The organism is Candidatus Accumulibacter phosphatis, assembly GCF_012939955.1.
In the GTDB taxonomy this organism is placed as follows: Bacteria; Pseudomonadota; Gammaproteobacteria; order Burkholderiales; family Rhodocyclaceae; genus Accumulibacter; species Accumulibacter delftensis.
Map to the genome: position 1 here is coordinate 66035 of NZ_SPMY01000030.1, position 19574 is coordinate 85608.

At 63.5% G+C, this 19574-nt stretch carries 21 protein-coding genes and 1 riboswitch; of the genes, 4 read left to right on the forward strand and 17 right to left on the reverse strand.

What is annotated here, in order from left to right:
* Positions 1-46 precede the first annotated feature (46 nt).
* Both E4Q23_RS11665 and pyrE read right to left on the reverse strand, forming a co-directional pair.
* Entirely contained in the window at positions 47-700 is a 654-nt protein-coding gene (locus E4Q23_RS11665; RefSeq protein WP_169066797.1) for a hypothetical protein, read from the reverse strand.
* Entirely contained in the window at positions 684-1331 is a 648-nt protein-coding gene (pyrE, locus tag E4Q23_RS11670; RefSeq protein ID WP_169066798.1) for an orotate phosphoribosyltransferase, read from the reverse strand. Before pyrE ends, E4Q23_RS11665 begins: the two co-directional genes overlap by 17 nt.
* Positions 1332-1375: 44 nt before the next feature.
* Between pyrE and E4Q23_RS11675 the strand changes: the two genes are divergently transcribed.
* The 4 genes from E4Q23_RS11675 (at position 1376) to E4Q23_RS11690 (ending at position 3464) form a co-directional block, all read left to right on the forward strand.
* The gene (locus tag E4Q23_RS11675) at positions 1376-2173 is read left to right on the forward strand and encodes an exodeoxyribonuclease III (RefSeq protein ID WP_169066799.1); all 798 of its coding nucleotides are present in this window, start codon (positions 1376-1378) and stop codon (positions 2171-2173) included.
* Positions 2174-2398: 225 nt separating this feature from the next.
* Positions 2399-2722: a DUF883 family protein gene (locus tag E4Q23_RS11680; RefSeq protein WP_169066800.1), complete on the forward strand. Its 324-nt coding sequence runs from the start codon at positions 2399-2401 to the stop codon at positions 2720-2722.
* A 15-nt stretch (positions 2723-2737) separates the two neighbouring features.
* Positions 2738-3157 (forward strand): phage holin family protein, encoded by a 420-nt coding sequence (locus E4Q23_RS11685; RefSeq protein ID WP_169066801.1) that lies wholly within the window; start codon positions 2738-2740, stop codon positions 3155-3157.
* Entirely contained in the window at positions 3138-3464 is a 327-nt protein-coding gene (locus E4Q23_RS11690; protein ID WP_169066802.1) for a YqjK-like family protein, read from the forward strand. Before E4Q23_RS11685 ends, E4Q23_RS11690 begins: the two co-directional genes overlap by 20 nt.
* A 15-nt stretch (positions 3465-3479) precedes the next feature.
* On the opposite strand, the gene E4Q23_RS11695 is transcribed toward E4Q23_RS11690, so the two are convergent.
* The 15 genes from E4Q23_RS11695 to E4Q23_RS11765 form a co-directional block, all read right to left on the reverse strand.
* Entirely contained in the window at positions 3480-4211 is a 732-nt protein-coding gene (locus E4Q23_RS11695; protein ID WP_169066803.1) for a uracil-DNA glycosylase family protein, read from the reverse strand.
* Positions 4178-5401: an AmpG family muropeptide MFS transporter gene (locus E4Q23_RS11700; protein ID WP_169066824.1), complete on the reverse strand. Its 1224-nt coding sequence runs from the start codon at positions 5399-5401 to the stop codon at positions 4178-4180. Before E4Q23_RS11700 ends, E4Q23_RS11695 begins: the two co-directional genes overlap by 34 nt.
* A 35-nt stretch (positions 5402-5436) precedes the next feature.
* Complete coding sequence (gene metW, locus E4Q23_RS11705) at positions 5437-6060, reverse strand: methionine biosynthesis protein MetW (RefSeq protein WP_169066804.1); 624 nt, start codon at positions 6058-6060, stop codon at positions 5437-5439.
* Complete coding sequence (metX, locus tag E4Q23_RS11710) at positions 6057-7184, reverse strand: homoserine O-succinyltransferase MetX (RefSeq protein WP_169066805.1); 1128 nt, start codon at positions 7182-7184, stop codon at positions 6057-6059. The genes metW and metX overlap by 4 nt, the downstream gene beginning before the upstream one ends.
* A gap of 58 nt (positions 7185-7242) precedes the next feature.
* Positions 7243-7317: riboswitch (SAM riboswitch) on the reverse strand.
* Between the two features lie 31 nt (positions 7318-7348).
* Positions 7349-9091, reverse strand: coding sequence for a phosphoenolpyruvate--protein phosphotransferase (gene ptsP, locus E4Q23_RS11715; RefSeq protein WP_169066806.1), 1743 nt, complete (start codon positions 9089-9091; stop codon positions 7349-7351).
* A 26-nt stretch (positions 9092-9117) separates the two neighbouring features.
* Complete coding sequence (locus E4Q23_RS11720) at positions 9118-9387, reverse strand: HPr family phosphocarrier protein (protein ID WP_169066807.1); 270 nt, start codon at positions 9385-9387, stop codon at positions 9118-9120.
* A 25-nt stretch (positions 9388-9412) separates the two neighbouring features.
* Positions 9413-9802 carry a PTS sugar transporter subunit IIA gene (locus tag E4Q23_RS11725; RefSeq protein ID WP_169066808.1) on the reverse strand — a complete coding sequence of 130 codons (390 nt, stop codon included), beginning with the start codon at positions 9800-9802 and terminating at the stop codon, positions 9413-9415.
* A gap of 79 nt (positions 9803-9881) precedes the next feature.
* Positions 9882-10919, reverse strand: coding sequence for an FAD:protein FMN transferase (locus E4Q23_RS11730; RefSeq protein ID WP_336511672.1), 1038 nt, complete (start codon positions 10917-10919; stop codon positions 9882-9884).
* On the reverse strand, positions 10901-11854 hold the full coding sequence (gene gshB / locus E4Q23_RS11735) for a glutathione synthase (RefSeq protein ID WP_169066809.1): 954 nt from the start codon (positions 11852-11854) through the stop codon (positions 10901-10903). The genes E4Q23_RS11730 and gshB overlap by 19 nt, the downstream gene beginning before the upstream one ends.
* 118 nt (positions 11855-11972) lie before the next feature.
* The gene (locus E4Q23_RS11740) at positions 11973-13223 is read right to left on the reverse strand and encodes a class I SAM-dependent methyltransferase (protein WP_169066810.1); all 1251 of its coding nucleotides are present in this window, start codon (positions 13221-13223) and stop codon (positions 11973-11975) included.
* A gap of 40 nt (positions 13224-13263) precedes the next feature.
* Positions 13264-13695 (reverse strand): CreA family protein, encoded by a 432-nt coding sequence (locus E4Q23_RS11745; protein WP_248595399.1) that lies wholly within the window; start codon positions 13693-13695, stop codon positions 13264-13266.
* A gap of 68 nt (positions 13696-13763) precedes the next feature.
* Positions 13764-16133, reverse strand: coding sequence for a DNA topoisomerase IV subunit A (parC, locus tag E4Q23_RS11750; RefSeq protein ID WP_169066826.1), 2370 nt, complete (start codon positions 16131-16133; stop codon positions 13764-13766).
* A 17-nt stretch (positions 16134-16150) separates the two neighbouring features.
* Positions 16151-18100, reverse strand: coding sequence for a DNA topoisomerase IV subunit B (locus tag E4Q23_RS11755; RefSeq protein ID WP_169066812.1), 1950 nt, complete (start codon positions 18098-18100; stop codon positions 16151-16153).
* A gap of 275 nt (positions 18101-18375) precedes the next feature.
* The gene (locus E4Q23_RS11760; protein ID WP_169066813.1) at positions 18376-18933 is read right to left on the reverse strand and encodes a hypothetical protein; all 558 of its coding nucleotides are present in this window, start codon (positions 18931-18933) and stop codon (positions 18376-18378) included.
* A gap of 36 nt (positions 18934-18969) precedes the next feature.
* On the reverse strand, positions 18970-19530 hold the full coding sequence (locus E4Q23_RS11765; RefSeq protein WP_169066814.1) for a cob(I)yrinic acid a,c-diamide adenosyltransferase: 561 nt from the start codon (positions 19528-19530) through the stop codon (positions 18970-18972).
* Positions 19531-19574: the final 44 nt, after the last annotated feature.

A 19574-nucleotide genomic window follows, 5' to 3' on the forward strand; every position in this document is an offset into this window, starting at 1 on the left:
GCCCCCTGTCGCGCTGCGCCGCAGGGCCAGCAGCGTACCCGAGCGCTCAGCGCCGTTGTCCGGCCGCCGCCCGCGTCAGAATATCGCGAAAGCGGCGCAAGTCCTCGTCGTACTTGAGGCGAACGGCTTGCTGGTCTTTTCTCTTGGAGTCGATCACCGACTCCTGTGCCCGGATCTCGTAATCCGCATCGCGCAAGCCCTTGGCGATCTCCGCCGGAAGACGCCGATTCTTGTAGAACTCGGCCTCGTTCTCGAACTTCTCGCGACGCTTGCGGATCTCGACGATTCGCTCCTCGGCTGCCTTGATGGCTGTGTCGAGGTCACCCAGAGTGCGGCTACGCATGACCTCGATATCTTTTTCGCTACCGTAGGTATTGAGCAGGGCCTGATCTCTGCGTCTCTGCTCATTCTCGACGCGCTCCCGCTCCTGCCGCAACTTGGCTTCGGCCGCTTTTGCCGCGCGCTCCTCGGCGGTCAGCGGCGCATCGACGACTTTCGCCGTCCTGCCGGATTGTCCGAGTTCGCGATAGGCGCGCCCATAACAGGCCGCTGGCAGGATGTCACCGCAGACCTGCTTGCCCGACTCGTCGTGGCAACAGAAGATCTGCGCGGCGGCGAAACTGGCGCCAGTACCCGCCACCACCAGCGCCATCAGCGCCATCAGCGCCATCAGCAAGCCAATGCTAGCTGCCGCGCGCAACGCCATATTCCTGCCGATAGCGTTCGACCGCCGTCTCGTACTGCGTAAAATCCGGACGGTCATGAAGGAAGGCCAGCAAGTCGTCCAAACTGGCAACGGCGATCACCGGGATATCGTAGTCGCGCCTGACTTCCTGCACCGCCGACAAGGCGCCACGACCACGCTCCATGCGATCGAGGGCGATCACCACGCCACAGGGCGTCGCACCCGCGGCACGGATCAACTCGACCGATTCGCGCACCGAGGTGCCAGCCGAAATGACGTCGTCAACGATCAGAACCTGCCCCGCCAACGGCGCGCCGACAATACTGCCACCTTCGCCGTGATCCTTGGCTTCCTTGCGATTGAACGCGAAAGGCAGGTTGCGGCCGGCACGCGCCAGAGCGACGGCAATCACCGCCACCAAAGGAATGCCTTTGTAGGCCGGCCCAAACAAACAATCGCAGCGGATACCACTGACGTTGATCGCTGTGGCGTAGAATTCCGCCAGCCGCTGCAGCGCAGCGCCGTCATTGAACAGTCCGGCGTTGAAGAAATACGGAGAAAGCCGCCCGGCCTTGGTCGTGAACTCACCAAAGCGCAGCACGTCTTTTCCGACAGCAAAGTCGATGAATTCCTGACGAAAGTCCATACCGCCTTTTCTATGAAACAGGGCCGCTCCCGGCCGGGTGCCCTATGTTACGCATCATTACTCTGAATCTCAACGGCATTCGTTCGGCCTGGCGCAAGGGCGTTCTTCCCTGGGCCGCCGCGCAAAACGCCGACATCATTTGCCTGCAGGAACTCAAGGCGCAGGACGCAGACCTCAGCGAAGAAATGCAGGCCCCTGACGGTTTCCATGCCTACTACCGCTGCGCCGACAAGAAGGGCTACAGCGGCGTTGGGCTGTGGTGCCGGAAGAAACCCGAAGGCATCAGCGAGGTTCTCGGCAGCGCCGAGTTCGACGCCGAGGGGCGCTATCTGCGCGCCGATTTTGCCGGCCTGTCAGTAATTTCGCTGTATCAACCGTCCGGATCCAGTTCCGACTTACGGCAAGAAGCGAAATACCGCTTCATGAACTTCATCTACCCGCATCTGCAGGCGCTCGCGTCGAGCGGACGCGAAGTCATTGTTTGCGCTGACTGGAACATCGCCCACCAGGAAATCGACCTGAAGAACTGGCGCGGCAACCGCAAGAACTCGGGATTTCTGCCTGAAGAAAGAGCCTGGGTCGGTAGATTGCTGGACGATGAAGGCTGGTGTGACGTCTACCGGCAATTGCACCCGAGCGTTGGCGAAGAAAGCTACACCTGGTGGTCGAACCGTGGCCAGGCCTGGGCCAAAAACGTCGGTTGGCGGCTCGACTATCAGCTCGCCACCCCGGCCATTGCAGCGACTGCCAGAAGCGCAGCCGTCTATAAGGAGCAGCGTTTCAGCGATCACGCACCGCTGACCATCGACTACGATTTCGACCTCGATCGGCCGCGCCCCTGAAGTCCGCCGCGACGGCCATGCCCTACCCTCGCGCCGCAGGACAAAGCTTGCCTGCCGGGCAGCGTGCATTGATCTTGGCCGCCTAGTTCTATAATCTGACGGGTTCATGAGTGCTCGCTTCCTGTCCCACGATCGCTCTTCGCTCTTTGCACTTCGGTCTCTCCTCTTCCTGCCCCCCACCGAAGCATTCCCTTTTCGCCATCACTTCCTACTGCGAGGTCCACCATGCCCGACGTCAACAGCGAACTTTCCACCGACAGCAAACAGAAACTCGTCTCCGACATGAAAGTCGTGGTTTCTCACGCCGAGGAGCTCCTGCGCGCCACCGCTGGCGTTGCCGACGAGAAGATGAACGACCTGCGCGAGCGCATTGGCCAGAGCCTGCGCGACGCCAAGCTGCGCCTGGCCGATGCTGAAGGGGCACTGGTCGACAAGACCAAGGCCGCCGCACGGGCCACCGACGACTTCGTGCACGAGAACCCGTGGCGCGCCGTCGGCGTCGCGGCCGTCGTCGGCCTGCTGCTCGGTGCCATCATCAGTCGCCGCTAGGGTTTTCCCCGCGCCATGAGCGACACGACTGTCAGCGCTGGAAGGACTGGCAGGGGCCTGTTCACCGGCGCCCGAGACGGTGCGCTCACGCTACTCGGCAGCGGGCGGACGCGGCTGGAACTCCTGGGCAATGAACTCAAGGAGGAAAAGCTGCGCGCCGTCCGCCTGTTGCTCTGGTCGCAGATCATGGTGTTCTGCCTGGCGCTTGGCACGATACTGCTGGTGGCTTTGCTGCTCGCCGTGTACTGGGAGTACCGAGTCGTCCTCCTGGCCTCGAGCGGGGTGCTGTTCATTGCCTGCAGCGGTCTGGCCTACGTCGCTCTACAGCGGAGCATGCGTCGACCCGAGCACCTCTTCGCCGCCAGCCTCGCCCAGCTTGAAGAGGACCTTCGCCAACTGAAACAGGCAGCCGGCGATGAATCAAGAACTGATTGAGCTGGCCATCGAGCGCGGCCGACTGATCGAACGTATCAGCAATCAGCGTCAACTGCTGGCCCGGGAACTGCAGCCGCTAGGCGATGCTCTGCAAACCGCCGATCGCGCCACTGCCACCGTGCGCACTGGCACCACTTACGTCAAGCAACACCCGGAAATCGTCGCCCTTGGTATCGCTGTGCTGATCGTCGTCAAACCGGCCCGCGTCTGGCGCTGGAGCAAACGCGGCTACTTCGCCTGGCGTGCCTTCGGCACGCTGCGCAGACAGTTGACCGATCTCGGCTTGCTCGCTGGCCAACGACCCTAGCCTGCCGTTCCACCGTCACTGCCAGACACCAAGGCCCAGCAGCTGCTTGCTGGCGACTTCCGCCCAGCCGCGGTTGGCCGCCGGACTGGCCGGACTCGGATGCAGTACGCGGCCGATCCTGACGCCGCTCCCGGCCAGAGCCGCGCTCGCCCGCGCCTCGGCGAAGGCGCCCACACCGATAACCCATTGCGGCTGCAAAGCGACGACCAGTGCCTGCAGATGCTCGTCGCAAGCCGAACGCAAGGCCGTCGCCTCGTCGGCGGGCAGCTTGTCCGGGGTGAGATTGCGGCCGCGCTCAAAGAAAGCCAGCGGGCAATAGTTGGCGACGAAGTGTTCGGCGAAAAAGCGCTCGGCGCTACCGAAGCGCTCGCGGAACAGTCCCCACAGGCGTCGCCCACTGACCTCGGAACGTGTGCAGGCGAAGCCTTCGATCGGCCGCCAGGGATTCTCCAGCGCCGGTGCTTGCACTTCGGCGACAATCCCCAGCCAGTCGCGCACCGCCGCAATCTCGCCGAAAGGCACGCCACACTGCACCATCCCGAAAGGTCCGGGATTCATGCCCAGGAACACTACCCGCCGGTGGCCAGCCGCGTAGCGACGCAGGTACATCTCGTGCGCTGCCCAGGCATAGGTCAGCGGATCATAGGTGTGACTGACCGGCGGCGCGAAGCGCAGCACGGCCAGTCTTGCCGACAACTGCCGGGCAGCAGCAATCAGGGTCTCGGCGACGCTGGTGTCTCGTTCCATGGGGCGACCTTCAACAACAGCAGCATGCCCGGCAAGGCCAGCCCGAAGCACAGAAAGAAAAAACTGACCCAGCCCAGCGACTCGACCAGCGCACCCGCGGTGGCGTTGATGAAGGTCCGCGGAACGGCCGCCAGGCTGGTAAACAAGGCAAACTGGGTGGCTGTGAACGCCGGATTGGTGGCGCGCGCGATGAACGCCGTGAACGCCGCCGTGCCCAGACCGACGCCCAGATACTCGGCAGCAATGACGCTCGCCAGAGCCAGCCGATCGATGCCTTCTATGCTCGGCTGCGCGCCGCGCCATGCCAACCAGGCGAAACCGAGAATGGTCGCCATCTGCACCACGCCGAACAACCACAGGGCGCGATTGATGCCCAGGCGGACCATCCACAGACCGCCGAGCAGACCGCCGAATACCGCCGGCCAGAGGCCAGCATGTTTGGCGATCACGCCGATGTCGGTCATGCTGTAGCCGAGGTCGAGGTAGAACGGCGTCGACAGGCTGGTGGCCAGCGAATCGCCAAGCTTGTAGAGAAAAATGAAACCGAGGACCAGCATCGCCCCCTGCCAGCCCTTGCGGCCAATGAACTCGTGAAAAGGCTCGACGACCGCCGCGCGCAGGGTCTTTGGCGCCGCTACCGCCAGCGGTTCGGCGACCAGCAGCACCATCACCATCCCCGGCACCATGAAAGCGGCGGTGATCCAGAACACCTGCGCCCAGGGAATCAGGTCGGCAAGAATCAGCGACAGCGATCCCGGCACCAGTCCGGCGATCCGGTAGGCATTGACATGCACGGCATTGCCAAGCCCAAGCTCGTTGTCACGCAGAATCTCGCGGCGAAAGGCATCCAGGGCGACATCCTGTGTCGCCGAAAGAAAGGCCAAGGCCACCGACAGCCAGATCACCGGTGTCAGATCGATCGCCGGGGAAAAGCCGCCGAGCAGACCGATCGCCAGCAGCAGACCGATCTGCGAGAGCAGCGTCCAGCCGCGCCGGCGGCCGAGTGGCAGGCGATAGCGATCGAGCAACGGTGCCCAGAGAAATTTCCAGGTGTAGGGAAACTGGATCAGCGCGAAGAAACCGATGACCTTGAGGTCGACACCGTCGCTGCGCAGCCAGGCCGGCAGCAGATTCAGCAGGAGGTAGAGCGGCAGGCCCGAACTGAAACCGGTGAACACACAGATCAGCATCCGCCGCGTCAGCAGCAGGCGCAGCCAGTCAGGCGTCAAGATCTGCGTCCGAGCCGATAGAAAGCCAGGCTGCCATTGAGGTTCGAGTCGTCGGCCACCTCCCGGCCAGCCTCGTCGAAAGCCAGACGCTCGCGAATCTCGATGCCGAGCCGGCCACACAGGTCTTCGAAATCGACGATCGTGAAAAAGCGCACGTTCGGTGTATCGAACCAGTCGTAGGGCAGATCCTCGGACACCGGCATGTGCCCGGCGGCAATTGCCGCGCGGTTGCTGCGATAGGCGAAGTTGGGGAAACTGACCACCGCTTCGGCGGCGACGCGCAGCATCTCGGTGAGAATGCGCTCGGTGGTGTGCATCGTCTGCAAGGCCTGTGAAATGATGGCCCGATCGAAGGAATGATCTTCGAAACCGAGCAGCCCCGATTCGATATTCATCTGGATCACATCGACGCCGTTGCGAATGCAGGCGAGAACGCTTTCCGGGTCGATTTCGACGCCATAGCCGGTCACATCACGAGTCTCGTCGAGATAACGCAGCAGCCTGCCGTCGCCGCAACCGAGGTCGAGAACGTGCTCGCCGGGTTGCAACCAGCTGGCGATCACCGCGAAGTCGAAGCGCTCGCGTTGCTCGGCCTTGACTCTCCTCTCGTGCTCGGTCATACGGTAATGTTTCCCAAATAGGCGCGCAGCAGGGCATGGTAGTGCTGATCGTCGAGCAGGAAGGAATCGTGACCGGCGTCGCAGTCGATCTCCGCGTACACGACGCGCAGGCGATTATCCAGCAGCGCAAAAACGATTTCCCGCGAACGCGCCGGCGCAAAACGCCAGTCGGTCGAAAAACTGGCGACGAAGAACCTCGCCTTGGCGCGTGCCAGAGCACTCGGCAGATGGCCGGCATAGGCGTAAGCGGGGTCGAAGTAGTCGAGCGCCTTGGTCATCATCAGATAGGTGTTGGCGTCGAAGAAAGCGGCGAATTTATTGCCCTGGTAGCGCAGGTAGGACTCGATTTCGAAGTCCACGTCGTAGCTGAACTTGTGCTCGCCATGACGCAATTGCCGGCCGAATTTCTCGGCCATCTGGCTATCCGAAAGATAGGTGATATGGCCGACCATGCGCGCCAGCCGCAAGCCGCGCGTCGGCAGGACGCCGTGCTCGGCGTAGTAGCCGCCATGAAAGTCCGGATCGGAAATGATGGCCTGCCGTGCCACCTCGTTGAAGGCGATATTCTGTGCCGACAACTTGGGCGCCGAAGCAATGACCATCGCGTGGCGAATGCGATCGGGGAACTGCAAAGACCATTCGAGCGCCTGCATGCCACCGAGGCTGCCGCCGAGCACTGCCGCCCAGGTGTCGATGCCGAGATGGTCGGCCAGTCTGGCCTGCGCTGCCACCCAGTCCTCGACGGTGATCAGGGGGAAATCAGCGCCGTAGCGCTTGCCGGTCTCGGGCCTGATCGACAGCGGGCCGGTCGAACCGTAGCAACCGCCCAGGTTGTTGACCCCGATGACGAAGAACTTGTGGGTATCAAGCGGCTTGCCGGGCCCGACCAGGTTGTCCCACCAACCGATGTTCTCGGGATCGTCAGCATAGAAGCCGGCGACGTGATGGCTGCCAGCCAGCGCATGGCAGACCAGCACGGCGTTGGAATGTTCGGCATTGAGCGTGCCATAGGTCTCGTAGGCCAGCTCGAAACCGGGTAGCACGGCGCCGCTCTTCAGTGTCAGCGGGGTATCGAAGCGCACGCGCTGCGGCGTAACGAGTCCGACAGAGTTCTCTGGTGACATCGCGATCGTAGGTGTACCCGAGGCAGGAGAAAAAAAACCCAGTCAGCTAGCAAGGCGGACTGGGCGTGCCGCGCTTTAGCCGTATTTATAAGGCGCCCGCAAGCTGATCGTTCAAATCGGCGCCAAGGCCGCGAAAGTTACCTGCAGCCTGGGAAAAAGTCAATTCAGGCGTTGAGTTTCTCCAGTTGCTCGCGAATTTTCCCGGGCTCCTCGTGGCGCAACAGGCGGCGAACGATGGGCGCCAGCTCCGCACAGTTGCTCTGCATGATGCATTGCTTGACCGACAGGATCTGCGCTGGATGCATCGAGAACTGGCGCAGTCCCATGCCCAGCAGCAGGCGCGTCAGCAGGGGATCGCCGGCCAGCTCGCCACAGATCGAAACCGGGATATGCACCTTTTCCGCACTGGCGATGGTGTGCGCCAGGAGCATCAGGACGGCCGGATGCAGTGGATCGTAAAGGTGCGCCACCTGCTCGTCGCTGCGATCGATGGCCAAGGTGTACTGGATCAGGTCATTGGTCCCGATCGACAGGAAATGCAGGCGGCGCAGAAAGAGTCCGACGGCCAGCGCCGCCGCCGGGATCTCGATCATCGCCCCGACTTCGATCTCCTCGTTGAAGGGGCAGTTCTCGCTGCGCAGGGTCGCCTTCGCGCGCTCTATCGCCGCCAGTGTCTGGTCGATTTCGTGCGCCTGCGAAAGCATCGGAATCAGCAACTTGATCTTGCCGAACTGCGATGCGCGCAGGATGGCGCGCAACTGCGTCTGGAACATTTTCGATTCGGCCAGCGACAAGCGGATCGCGCGCAAGCCAAGCGCCGGATTGCTTTGCATGCGATCGCCGACCACTTTCCCCGGATGCAGGTCCTTGTCGTAACCGAGATCGAAAGTACGGATGGTGACCGGACGCCCGCCCATTCCCTTGACCACCGTTCGGTACGCTTCGAACTGCTCGTCTTCGGTCGGCATGTCGCCGCGATCGAGAAAAAGGAATTCGGTGCGAAACAGACCAATGCCTTCGGCGCCGCCGTCGAGCGCGTTGGCGACGTCGCCCGGCAGTTCGATATTGGCGTGCAGCGCAATATCGACGCCATCGAGCGTCGACGACTTGGCCGTCTTGAGACGCCTGAGCTTGGTGCGTTCGAGCTCGATCTGACTTTTTCGCAGGCGATACTCGTCGAGGATGCGCGCATCGGGGTTGACGATCAGCACGCCGCGCGTACCGTCGACAATCAGGTTTTCCTTGTCGTGAATCAGTTGCCGGGCATTGTGCAGGCCAAGCACCGCCGGAATGCGCAGGCTGCGCGCGAGAATCGCGGTATGCGAGGTCGAGCCGCCGACGTCGGTGACGAAGGCGGCGACATGATGATCCTTGTAGGCGATGACGTCAGCCGGCGAGAGATCGTGAGCAACGATTATCAGATCTTCTTCCTTGACCCCCTTGCTGGTCCGTAGCGCCACCCGGCCCGGCTGGCCGACGAGTTCCTTGATCACCCGTTCGACGACCTGGCGCACGTCGTAGCTGCGCTCGCGCAGATACTGATCTTCAAAGCTCTCGAACTGACCGACCAGCACTTCCATCTGCTGCACCAGCGCCCATTCAGCATTGCAGCGGCGCTCGCGAATCAACTGCTTGGGAGTGTCGGCCAGTTCCGGGTCGGCGAGGATCATCGTATGCAGGTCGATGAAGGCGCCGAATTCGCCCGGCGAATTGTGCATGCGCTCCTTCAGGCTGGCGAACTCCTCGTGAACCCTGAGCAGTGCCTCCTCGAAGCGCGCCACCTCTTTTTCTACCAGACGAGGCGCGATAACCAGGTGCGACACCTCGAGTGTCGCGTGCGACATCAGATGCGCCCGCCCAATCGCGATGCCGCCGGAAACCGGCAGCCCGTGCAAGGTAAAACTCATAAGGGGTGTACTCGATTCACTCCGCTTCACTCCGTTTCACCAAACCGGTCGGCGACCAGCGCGAGAATGGCCTCGCTGGCCGCCTGTTCGTCACTGCCCGTGGTTTCGACGAGCACTGTCGAACCTTTGCCTGCAGCCAGCATCATCACCCCCATGATGCTCTTGGCGTTGATGCGGCGCGCCCCCTTTTCCATCCACACTTCGCTGTCGAAACTGCTGGCGAGCTGCGTCAACTTGGCCGAGGCACGCGCGTGCAGGCCCAGTTTGTTAAGAATTTCCGTTTCAGCACGTACCATCCAGGCCTCCGATCATCGTCAGCGACTAGGGCGTCGGCAGCTTCATCACACCATCGTGAGCACCGCTGACGGCTTTCTGAAGAAGAGTGTCCATGTCCTTGTCGCGATAGGTCAATGCGCGCAGCAGCATCGGCAGGTTGAGGCCGGAAACCCCTTCGACGTGGCCGGACTGGAGCAATTTGAGCGCCAGGTTGGCCGGCGTCGCGCCAAAAATGTCGGTCATCACCACCACCCCCTGGCCTCCGTCGACTTCCTTGAGCAGCAGGCGCGCCCGCGGCAGGATATCGAGCGGATCATCCTGCGGTGCGACACCGAGTTGTGCGATCAGTGGCGGACGCTTGTTGAGGACGTGACAGACATTCTGAATCAGGCTTTCGCCAAAGCAGCCGTGCGTTATCAGAAGAATGCCGATCATTTCGCCCCCTCATCAAAACAGGCTGCCATTCTAAGCGATTCCGCGCCGCCGGGCACTGCCCACAGTCGCCACGGAGCGCTCAGGGAAGGACTTCGAGCGACGGCGGCTGGCCGCCAAGGTAGTCAAGCCGAGCGTGCAGCGCCCGACTGACCTGAACCTGGCCTTGCGCATCGACCCTGAGAACCTGCTCCAGCTGCAGCTGACGCGCCAGGCGCGGCCAGTCGGCACCGGCAATGAACAAGGGCTTGGAGGCGACGTCAGAGAGCGTTCCGGCATCGGGGCGTGCGCCGATCAGCACGCTCAGCGCCTGCGTGTGCTGCACCGGCTGAGCGCTACGCGGGTCGAGCAGGTGGCTGTAGCGCCGGCCGTCGATCTCGAAATAGCGCTGGTAATCGCCAGAAGTGCCAATCGCCTCGCCATCGTCGAGTTCGACCGTCGCCAGCGGACCCGGCTGGCGCGGGTGCTGGATACCCACCCGCCAGCGCTCGCCATTCTTGCTGCCGAGCGCCAGCACATTGCCGCCAATATTGACCAATGCATTGTGCACGCCCTGCGCCTTGAGGATGCTCGCTGCGCGGTCCAGCGCCACGCCCTTGAGGTAGCCACCGAAATCAAGCGCCAGCCGGGTGTTGCGGCTACTGACCTGGAGCTCGTCGAGTTGCAGGTTAACGACACCCGCTGGCGCCGCTCGCCAGGCAGCCAGCGTATCGGCGTCCGGCAAGCTCGCCGGCAAATCGTCGGACTGAAAACCCCACAGCGCGATCAAGGCGCCGATCCCGGGGTCGAAAAGCCCTTCGCTGAGCAGCGAGAAACGCTGCGCGTGGGCCAGCAGGCCGGCCATTTCCGGCGTCACCGACGCCGTCCGGCCGGCGGCCAGGGCCTGATTCAGGCCGCTCAGCTCGGAAGGCTGCCAGGCGTGATAGCGACGGTGCAGACGGTCGAACTCGCGCAGCACGGCGGCCGCCGCCGGACGTGCCGCGGCCTCGGGAAGACCGGCAATCAAAATCTCGACACGGGTACCGAAAACGAAAGCCTGCTGCTGGTGCAGCGGCGCCCGCGCGCAGGCAGCAAGAAGGCAAGCCAGCGCGAAAAGGAGAACTAGGCGGCAGCTGCGCACTCACGTTCCAGCGCCGCCACGAACAATTCGGCCGCGTCAAAGCCGGTCTGCTCGGCGATTTCGACGATGCACGTCGGGCTGGTGATGTTGATCTCGGTCAGCCAGTCGCCGATGACGTCGAGACCGACGAAAAACAAACCGCGCGCCGCCAGCACTGGCGCCAGCGTGGTCGCGATTTCGCGGTCGCGCGCACTCAGTTCGCGCGCCACGCCACGGCCGCCGACGGCCAGATTGCCGCGCGTCTCGCCGGGCTTGGGAATGCGCGCCAGGCAATAGGGAACGACTTCGCCACCGACGATCAGGATGCGCTTGTCACCGTCGCCGATCTCCGGAATATAACGCTGCGCCATGATCGTACGCGCACCATGGTGGGTCAGGGTCTCGATGATCACGTTGCGATTCGGGTCATCGTGACGCACACGAAAAACCTCGCTGCCGCCCATGCCATCGAGCGGCTTGATGATCGTATCCCGCTCGAGGTCGACAAACGCCTGGATCAGCGCCGGCAGACGCGCCACCACGCCGGGGACCGCAAACTGCGAAAACTCGGCCACCGACAACTTCTCGGAATGATCGCGCAGCGCGCGCGGCCGATTGAAAACGCGCGCCCCCTCGGCCTCGGCGCGCTCCAGCAACCAGGTACTGGTCACGTACTCGGCGTCGAAGGGCGGATCCTTGCGCATCAGCACGGCGGCGAAATCGCGCAGCGCAACGACATGGCGATCAACCTCGACGAACCAGTCATCGTCGTCGGCGAGCATTTCCAGATGCACCGCCTCGGCACACACCCCGTGCAGCGCCGACCAGTGGATCGCTGACTGCTGTACTGCCCACACCGCGTGTCCGGCGGCCTGCGCGGCACGCATCAAGGCGATGCTGGTGTCTTTGTACGCCTTCAGCGAGGGCAAGGGATCGACGACGAATGCTAAACGCATGAGAGTTGCTCCTCCAGGGGTGCCGTTTGTTCGAGCTCGAACACAGCGGCGAGTTTTGCCAGCCGGGCGACGACCCCGTCGGCGTAGACACGATTCGGCGCGCCTGCCGCAAGCAACGCTAGGCTTCGATCCGCGATCTTACACCGCAGCCACTCAGGAAGGTACGGAAGGACTCGGGAAGCGGCGTCTGTTCGAGGCTGCGCTGGGTAAACAGAAAGCGACCGTCGCAGACGAAGCCGAGGTCGGCCCAATCGACGCTGTTCAAGGCCGCCGCCAGCGCCACCACGTCGACGCCCGGATGGCGTGGGAAAATCGCCAGTACCGAGCCATCGTAGTGCTTGCAGCGATGCACGAAGAACGGCTGCGGACGACGCGTCTTGTTGTTTACATAGACCCGTTCCTGCGGCGACTGATGATAGCCACGCCCCCACTGCCACCAGTTGGACTCATCGAAGGACCTGATTCGGCGCGCGATCAGACGCTCCTTGTGCGCCAGCAGCGCCGCGGGCGGCGGCGCACCGGGTTGGCACCACAGCATCCGCCGGGTGGCGCCAGTGGCCACCGTCGCCGAGCAGACAAAGCTGCGGTTACCGTAGGCCTCGCTGGCATACAGATCGTCGGCAGCAGACACCGCACCAACCTTGACGAAGGCGATGTCGCTCAGCTGCAAAGCGTAGTCACCGCGCGTAAACAGCAGGTGCCCGCCGCTGTCGACGAAGTGACGCTCCTCCCACTGCAGTCTTCCCAGGCCGGCCAGTCCGTCGGCGACACCCTGCGCGGCGTAGCGCGTACTGCGCGAAAAATTGTTGCGTTCAAAACGCCAGATCGCGCAGTTGGGTGTGACCTCGGCAAAAAGGCGCGAGTCGCCCAGGTCGACGAAGTCGGTGATCGTTCCGGCCGCATGCAGCAAGCGATTGAGCGGCACCGCCGAAGTCGCCTTGAGCAGATCACGTGGCGTGATGAATACCAGTTCACCGCCCGGCGCCAGATGCCGCAGGCACTTCTCGATGAAGAACAGATAAAGATTGGCGCGCCCATCGAGCACGCTATGGCTGTTCAAAAAAGCGCGCGTCTCGGCAGCAATGTCCTGATAGCGCACGTAGGGCGGGTTGCCGATGATGGTGGCGAAAGCCTCGTTCTCCGGCAGCGCAAAGAAGTCCATTACCCGCGCCCCGGGGGGCGCATGCCGGGCATCGATCTCGATGCCCACGGCAAAGGGAAAATGCTGCAGGAAAGCGCCGTCGCCACAGGCCGGCTCGAGCACTCGGCCGCGGTTGCGGACCAGCGCCAGCATCGCCTCGACTATTGCCGGCGGAGTGAACACCTGCCCCAGAGCGCTGACATCGTAGTCGGGCTGCGCAGGCGACATCACTGCCACCAGCCACCCCCGGTCGCCAGCACGACCCGCATCAACGTTCGCCCCAGGGCATTACCGGAACGGTCGAAATGCTGTTCGCCGGCGCGCCGTCGATCAACTTGCGGCTGATCGCCAGGTACACCAGGGTATTGTTGGCCGCGTCCCACATTCTGATGACGCGCGTTTCCTTGAACATGATCGAGGTATCTTCGGAGAACACCACCTGCTGTTTCGGCAGTTTGGCCGGCAGCGTGATCGGGCCGGTCTGCCGGCAGGCGAGCGAAAACTGCGACGGATCCTGCGCCAGACCAAAGCTGCCGCTGACACCACCGGTTTTCGCCTGACTGACGTGGCAGGTCACTCCCGGCACCTGCCGGTCGGAAAAGCTATCGACACAAATCTTGTGATTGGCGCCGATCAGCTTCCACTCGGTGGTCACGCAAGCAAGCTCTTCGGCAAGCACCAAGGCACTCGACAAGGCCATTACGCCAAGCACGCTCGCCCTGGTCAAGACTGCTGTTCGCTTCATCATTCTGTCTCCTTGGCCATCAATCACTCCGGATAGGCCTCCAGCGTCACGTTAGTGATCTGCCCCACCGGCGAACCACGGCGGGCGCGCTGGCTGATGTGGCGATCTTCGGAAAGCAGCGTCTTGGCCCGGCTGCGCGCCGTTCCCCTGATCGTCACCCGAACTCCCAGGGTGAGCACCACCGCGCGCAGCGATTCGTCGCCGTGCAGGCCGATGATCTGGACGCCCTTGCCGCTGCTCAGGCGCTTCATCTGTTCGAGCGGGAAAATCAGCAGGCGGCCGTCTTCCGAAAGTGCCGCCAGATGATCCTGGCTCCTGATCCGCAGCAGCGGCAGAATCGTCGCCCCGTCTTCGACGGCGAGGAAAGCCTTGCCGGCTTTCTGGCGCGAGAGCAGATCGCCATACTTGCAGATGAAGCCATAGCCCGAAGTCTTGGCGATCAGCAATTGCTCGTCGGGGCGGCCAGTGATCACATGCGCAATCCTGCCGCTACCCAGCTCGACGAAGGACGACAGGGGCGCCCCCATGCCACGACCATCGGGCAGGCTGGCCACGGCAACAGTGAAGGCGCGGCCCTCGGTGGAGAGGATCACCAGCGAGTCGACCGAACGACACTCCTGCGCCGAACCGGCACGGTCGCCGTCCTTGAACAGCACCCCCGAGAGGTCCAGGCCGTGCCCCTGGCGAACCCGTGCCCAGCCTTTCTCGGAAATGATCACCGTCACCGGCTCGTCGGCGACGGCCGCCGCTTCCGCGCGCGAAGCGGTGACCGCGGTTTCGATGATCGTCCGCCGCGCGTCGCCGTGCTTCTCGGCATCGGCCTTGATTTCCCGGATCACCTGCCGGCGCAGCAGCGTGTCACTGCCGAGCAGCTTCAGCAAGCCCTCGCGTTCACCGCGCAGCTTGGCCAGCTCCTGCTCGATGCGGATTCCCTCGAGTCGCGCCAACTGGCGCAGGCGGATTTCGAGGATATCCTCGGCCTGCCGATCCGAGAGGATGAAGCGCGCGATCAGCGCTGCCTTCGGGTCGTCGGATTCGCGGATGATGCGGATCACTTCGTCGATGTTCAGGAAGACGATGTGCCGGCCTTCGAGAATATGGATACGGTCGTCGGCTTTATGCAAGCGGAACTCGGTGCGCCGGTAGACCGTCCGCAGACGGAAAGTACACCACTCACCGATCAGGTCGACCAGCGATTTCTGGCACGGCCGGCCATCGATGCCGACCGCCACCAGGTTGATTGGCGCCGAGGTTTCGAGGCTGGTATGCGCGAGCAGCATGGCCACGAAGTCCTGGCGGTCGATGCGCGAACTGCTCGGTTCGAAAACCAGCCGGATGTCGTCATCCTTGCCCGACTCGTCGCGTGCGCGGTCGAGCTGCGAGGCCATCAGCGTCTTCAGCTGCGCCACCGACTGCTCGACGGCCTTCTTTCCCGGCCGCGGCTGCGGGTTGAGCAGAACGCCGATTTCGGAGAGCACCTTGGCCGATGAGACGCCCGGTGGCAGCTCGGTGAACACCAGTTGCCAGGCGCCGCGCGCCATTTCTTCGATCACGTAGCGCGCCCGCACGCGCAGGCTGCCGCGGCCACTGCGATAAGCAGCGGCAATATCGGCGGGCGGAGAAATGATCTGGCCGCCACCCGGATAATCGGGTCCAGGCACCCGTTCCAGGAGTTCGTCGACGCCAGCCGCCGGATGCTCGATCTTGTAGATGGCCGCCGCGGCGACCTCGCGCAGGTTGTGCGCCGGCATTTCGGTGGCCATGCCGACGGCGATTCCCGACGCACCGTTGAGCAACAGGAAAGGCAGGCGCGCCGGCAGGAAGGCCGGTTCTTCGAAAGAGCCGTCGTAGTTGGGCAGGAAGTCGACCGTGCCTTCGCCCAGTTCGCCAAGCAGCAGTTCGGCGATCGGCGTCAGGCGCGCTTCGGTGTAGCGCATCGCCGCCGCGTTGTCGCCATCGCGCGAACCGAAATTGCCCTGCCCGTCGACCAGCGGATAGCGCAGCATGAACGGCTGCGCGACGCGCACCATCGCGTCGTAGGCCGAGGTATCACCATGCGGGTGGTACTTGCCGATGACGTCGCCAACGACACGCGCCGACTTGACCGGCTTGGCGGTCGCCGACAGCCCGAGTTCGCGCATCGCAAACAGCACCCGGCGCTGCACCGGCTTCAGCCCGTCCTTGACGTCCGGCAGCGCACGCCCCTTGACAACGGCAATCGCGTACTCGAGGTAGTCGCGCGCCGCCGAGTCGTGCAGCAGGATGCTGTCGTCACCATCGCCGCCATCGCCATCAACTGCCGCCGGCGGTGCGCCAGCACCTGGCGGCAACGGCGGCGACGCTTGCGTCGGCGGTGTTTCGGCAAACAGGTCTGGCGTCGAGTCGTCCTTGATCACGTTCGGCTTACCCCTCAAATGTCGGCACCGATCAGCGCGCCATTGTCTTCCATCCACGCCCGCCGACCCGCGGACTCGCTCTTGCCCATCAACATGTGCATCACCGGCTTCGCCTCCGCGCTGCCCGGCATGCGGATGCGCATCAGGCGCCGCGTGTCGGGCGACATGGTGGTCTCCCAGAGTTGCTCGGGATTCATTTCGCCCAGGCCCTTGAAGCGCGAGATACCAACCGCATCCGGCTTGATGCCTTCGAGTCGCAGCCGATCGAGGGTCGCCGCGCGTTCGTCGCTATCGAGCGCGTACAACTTGCGTGGCGGGCGATTCTTGCCCTGGCCGGGAACGTCGAGGCGAAACAGCGGCGGTTGCGCAAAGTACAAATGCCCGCTGGCAATCAGCTTCGGGAAATGACGGTAGAAAAGCGTGCACAGCAGGACGCGGATGTGCGAGCCATCGACGTCGGCATCGGTCATGATCACCACCTTGCCGTAACGCAGATTGTTCAATACCGCGTCGGGCGCGCTCGCCGGATGCGGATCGATGCCCAGGGCAACCGCAATGTCATGCACCTCGCGGTTGGCGAACAGGCTGCCCGCATCGACCTCCCAGGTATTCAGCACCTTGCCGCGCAGCGGCAGGATCGCCTGCAGCTCCTTGTCGCGCCCGGATTTCGCCGAACCGCCGGCGGAATCGCCTTCGACGAGAAAGATCTCGTTGCGGCGCGTGTCCTCGCTCTGGCAATCGGAAAGCTTGCCCGGCAGAATGGCCACTCCCGACTGCTTGCGTTTCTCGACTTTCTGGCCGGCACGCGAACGCGCCTGCGCGGCACGGATGGCCAGATCGGTGATCTTCTTGGCCGCATCCGGATGTTCGTTGAGCCACAGCTCCAGCGGATCGCGCAGCATGCGTGCCACCAGCGCCACCGCGTCGCGCGAGTTCAGGCGCTCCTTGGTCTGTCCCTGAAACGAGGGATCGAGCATGCGCACCGCGAGCACGAAGCTGGCGCGTGAAAAGACGTCTTCGGCCGCCAGTTTGACGCCCTTGGGCAGCAGCGCATGGTGATCGGCAAAACTCTTCACCGCGTCCAGCGTCGCCTGCCGCAGACCGGCCTCGTGCGTACCGCCGGAGGGTGTCGGAATCAGGTTGACGTAGGATTCGCGCGCCAGGCTGCCGTCGGCTGTCCAGCAGATCGCCCAGGCCGCGCCCGAACCGACCGGAAAGTTCTCGTCGCCCTTGGCGGCATATTTCTCGCCGCTGAAAACCGGCGCGACCATTTCGCCGTCGATCTGCTCGCTCAGGTACTGCAGCATGCCATCGGCGAAACACCATTCAGTACTCGCGCCGCCCTCGACGCTCAGTGCAACCTGCAGACCCGGCAGCAGCAGCGCCTTGCTGCGCAGCAGGCGTTCGAGCTGCGGCAGCGGGATCAGCGGCGAATCGAAGAAACTCGCGTCCGGCCAGGCGCGCAGACGCGTGCCGCTGGTTCTTTTGGGCGCATCGCCGACCCGCTGCAGCGGCTCGATCACGTTACCGCCAGCGAAAGCCATGCGATGCCGCCCGCCGTCGCGCACCACCTCGACTTCGAGCCGCGTCGACAGCGCGTTGGTCACCGAAACGCCCACCCCGTGCAAGCCACCCGAGAAGCGATACGCCGATTCGCGCTCATCCTTGTTGAACTTGCCGCCCGCGTGCAGCCGGGTGAACACCACCTCGACCGTCGGCACCTGTTCGAGCGGATGAATCTCGACCGGAATACCGCGCCCGTCGTCCTCGACACTGACCGATTGGTCGCTGTGCAGGGTCACCGTGATGCGTTTGCAGAAGCCGCCCAGCGCCTCGTCGGCGGCATTGTCGATCGCTTCCTGGATGATGTGCAGGGGGCAATCGATGCGCGTATACATCCCGGGACGATGGCGCACCGGCTCCAGCCCCTTGAGAACGGCGATCGATTCTGCGGTGTAGCTCATTACAGTGATTTCTCCAGCAGGCCGCCCCGGCGCGTGGGGCGCGGGCGGTCAGGGACGTTTGTTCGGGTGCGCAAGCCTGCGTCGCAGCAGGTTCTGTGGCCGGCGCTGGCGGCAGCCTGCCAGCTCCCCCGGCCGGGGCAAAAACAAGAACGCCGGAAGAAAGCCTGCCGCCCTAGCGTATCGAGCTGCGGAGTGTACTACCGAATCCCGGCGAAGCAATCGATCTGCCCGGGGAGCGCTGTTTTCTCGCCGCTCTGGTGTACTGCCCTGCCGCCTTACGCCGGCTCCGCCAGCCAGGCATCGCGCGGCAGATCGTCAGTCCCCGGGAAAATCACGAAGCGCATGATGGTGGCCGGATTCATCAGTCCGACGCCGCCTTGCGCCAGCCGGTAGTTCATCACCGGACGGTCGAGGAAGCTGGTCAGATTCATCAGGCGCTCGGCGAGCGCTGCCTTGCGCACGCCTTCGGCAAGCGTATGCAGGACGTGCCCACCGGTGAAGAAGAAATCGATGCGTACCTTGAAGCGCTCACCTTCGAACCAGCCACTAAATGGCTCCGCGAGTTGCTCGGGTGTCAACACGGTGAGCTGCAGGTTGAGCGGACTCGCCACGTAGGCGCTCAGGTCTTTCGCTGCTGCAAATTCAAGGCAGGCGATCGACGCCCGCGCGAAGACCTCGGTCTGCGCTTCCGAGCCGACGATCAGCGGTTTCCCGGCGAACATCTGGCTGCTGCGTCTGAGGCTATCGAGAGTCTGCTCGATAGCGGCCTCGTCAGTCTGCAAAAAGCGCCGCGCACTGTTGGCCGTTGTGATGACTGTAATCCCGATCGCCATGTCGCCCTCCCCCCTCGAATAAGTGAATGCCGGCGTTCAGTCGCCGCTGCGATTCCTGCCCTGCACCCACAGCACGTCGCTGCTACCGGCCGCCTTGTTCAGCGCACGGCCCAGGACGAACATCAGATCTGACAGGCGATTCAGATACTTGCGCGCAAAGTCGGAGACCTGCTCGGTGTCCGCCAGATGAACAATCTGACGCTCGGCGCGACGACAGACGGTGCGCGCCAGATGCGCGAAAGCAGCGGCCCGTGTCCCACCCGGCAGGATGAAGTCCTTGAGCGGCGAGAGATCATCGTTGAACTGCTCGACCAGTGCTTCGAGTCGAGTGATCTGCGCCTCGCCGATCATGCTCGCTCCCGGAATGCACAATTCGCCGCCGAGATCGAAGAGGTCGTGCTGGATGCGGGTCAAGGCCTGCCGGATGGCGTCCGGCATATCTTCGGTCAAGAGCAGGCCAATGACCGAGTTGAGCTCGTCGACCTGGCCCATGGTCTCGATTCGCAAGCTGTCCTTGGCGACCCGGCTACCGTCGCCGAGACCGGTGGTGCCGGCGTCGCCGGTGCGGGTAACGATTTTTGAGAGGCGATTGCCCATGCTGGCTTTCCTGATCAAAATAAGGGCGATTATAGCTGAAGGAG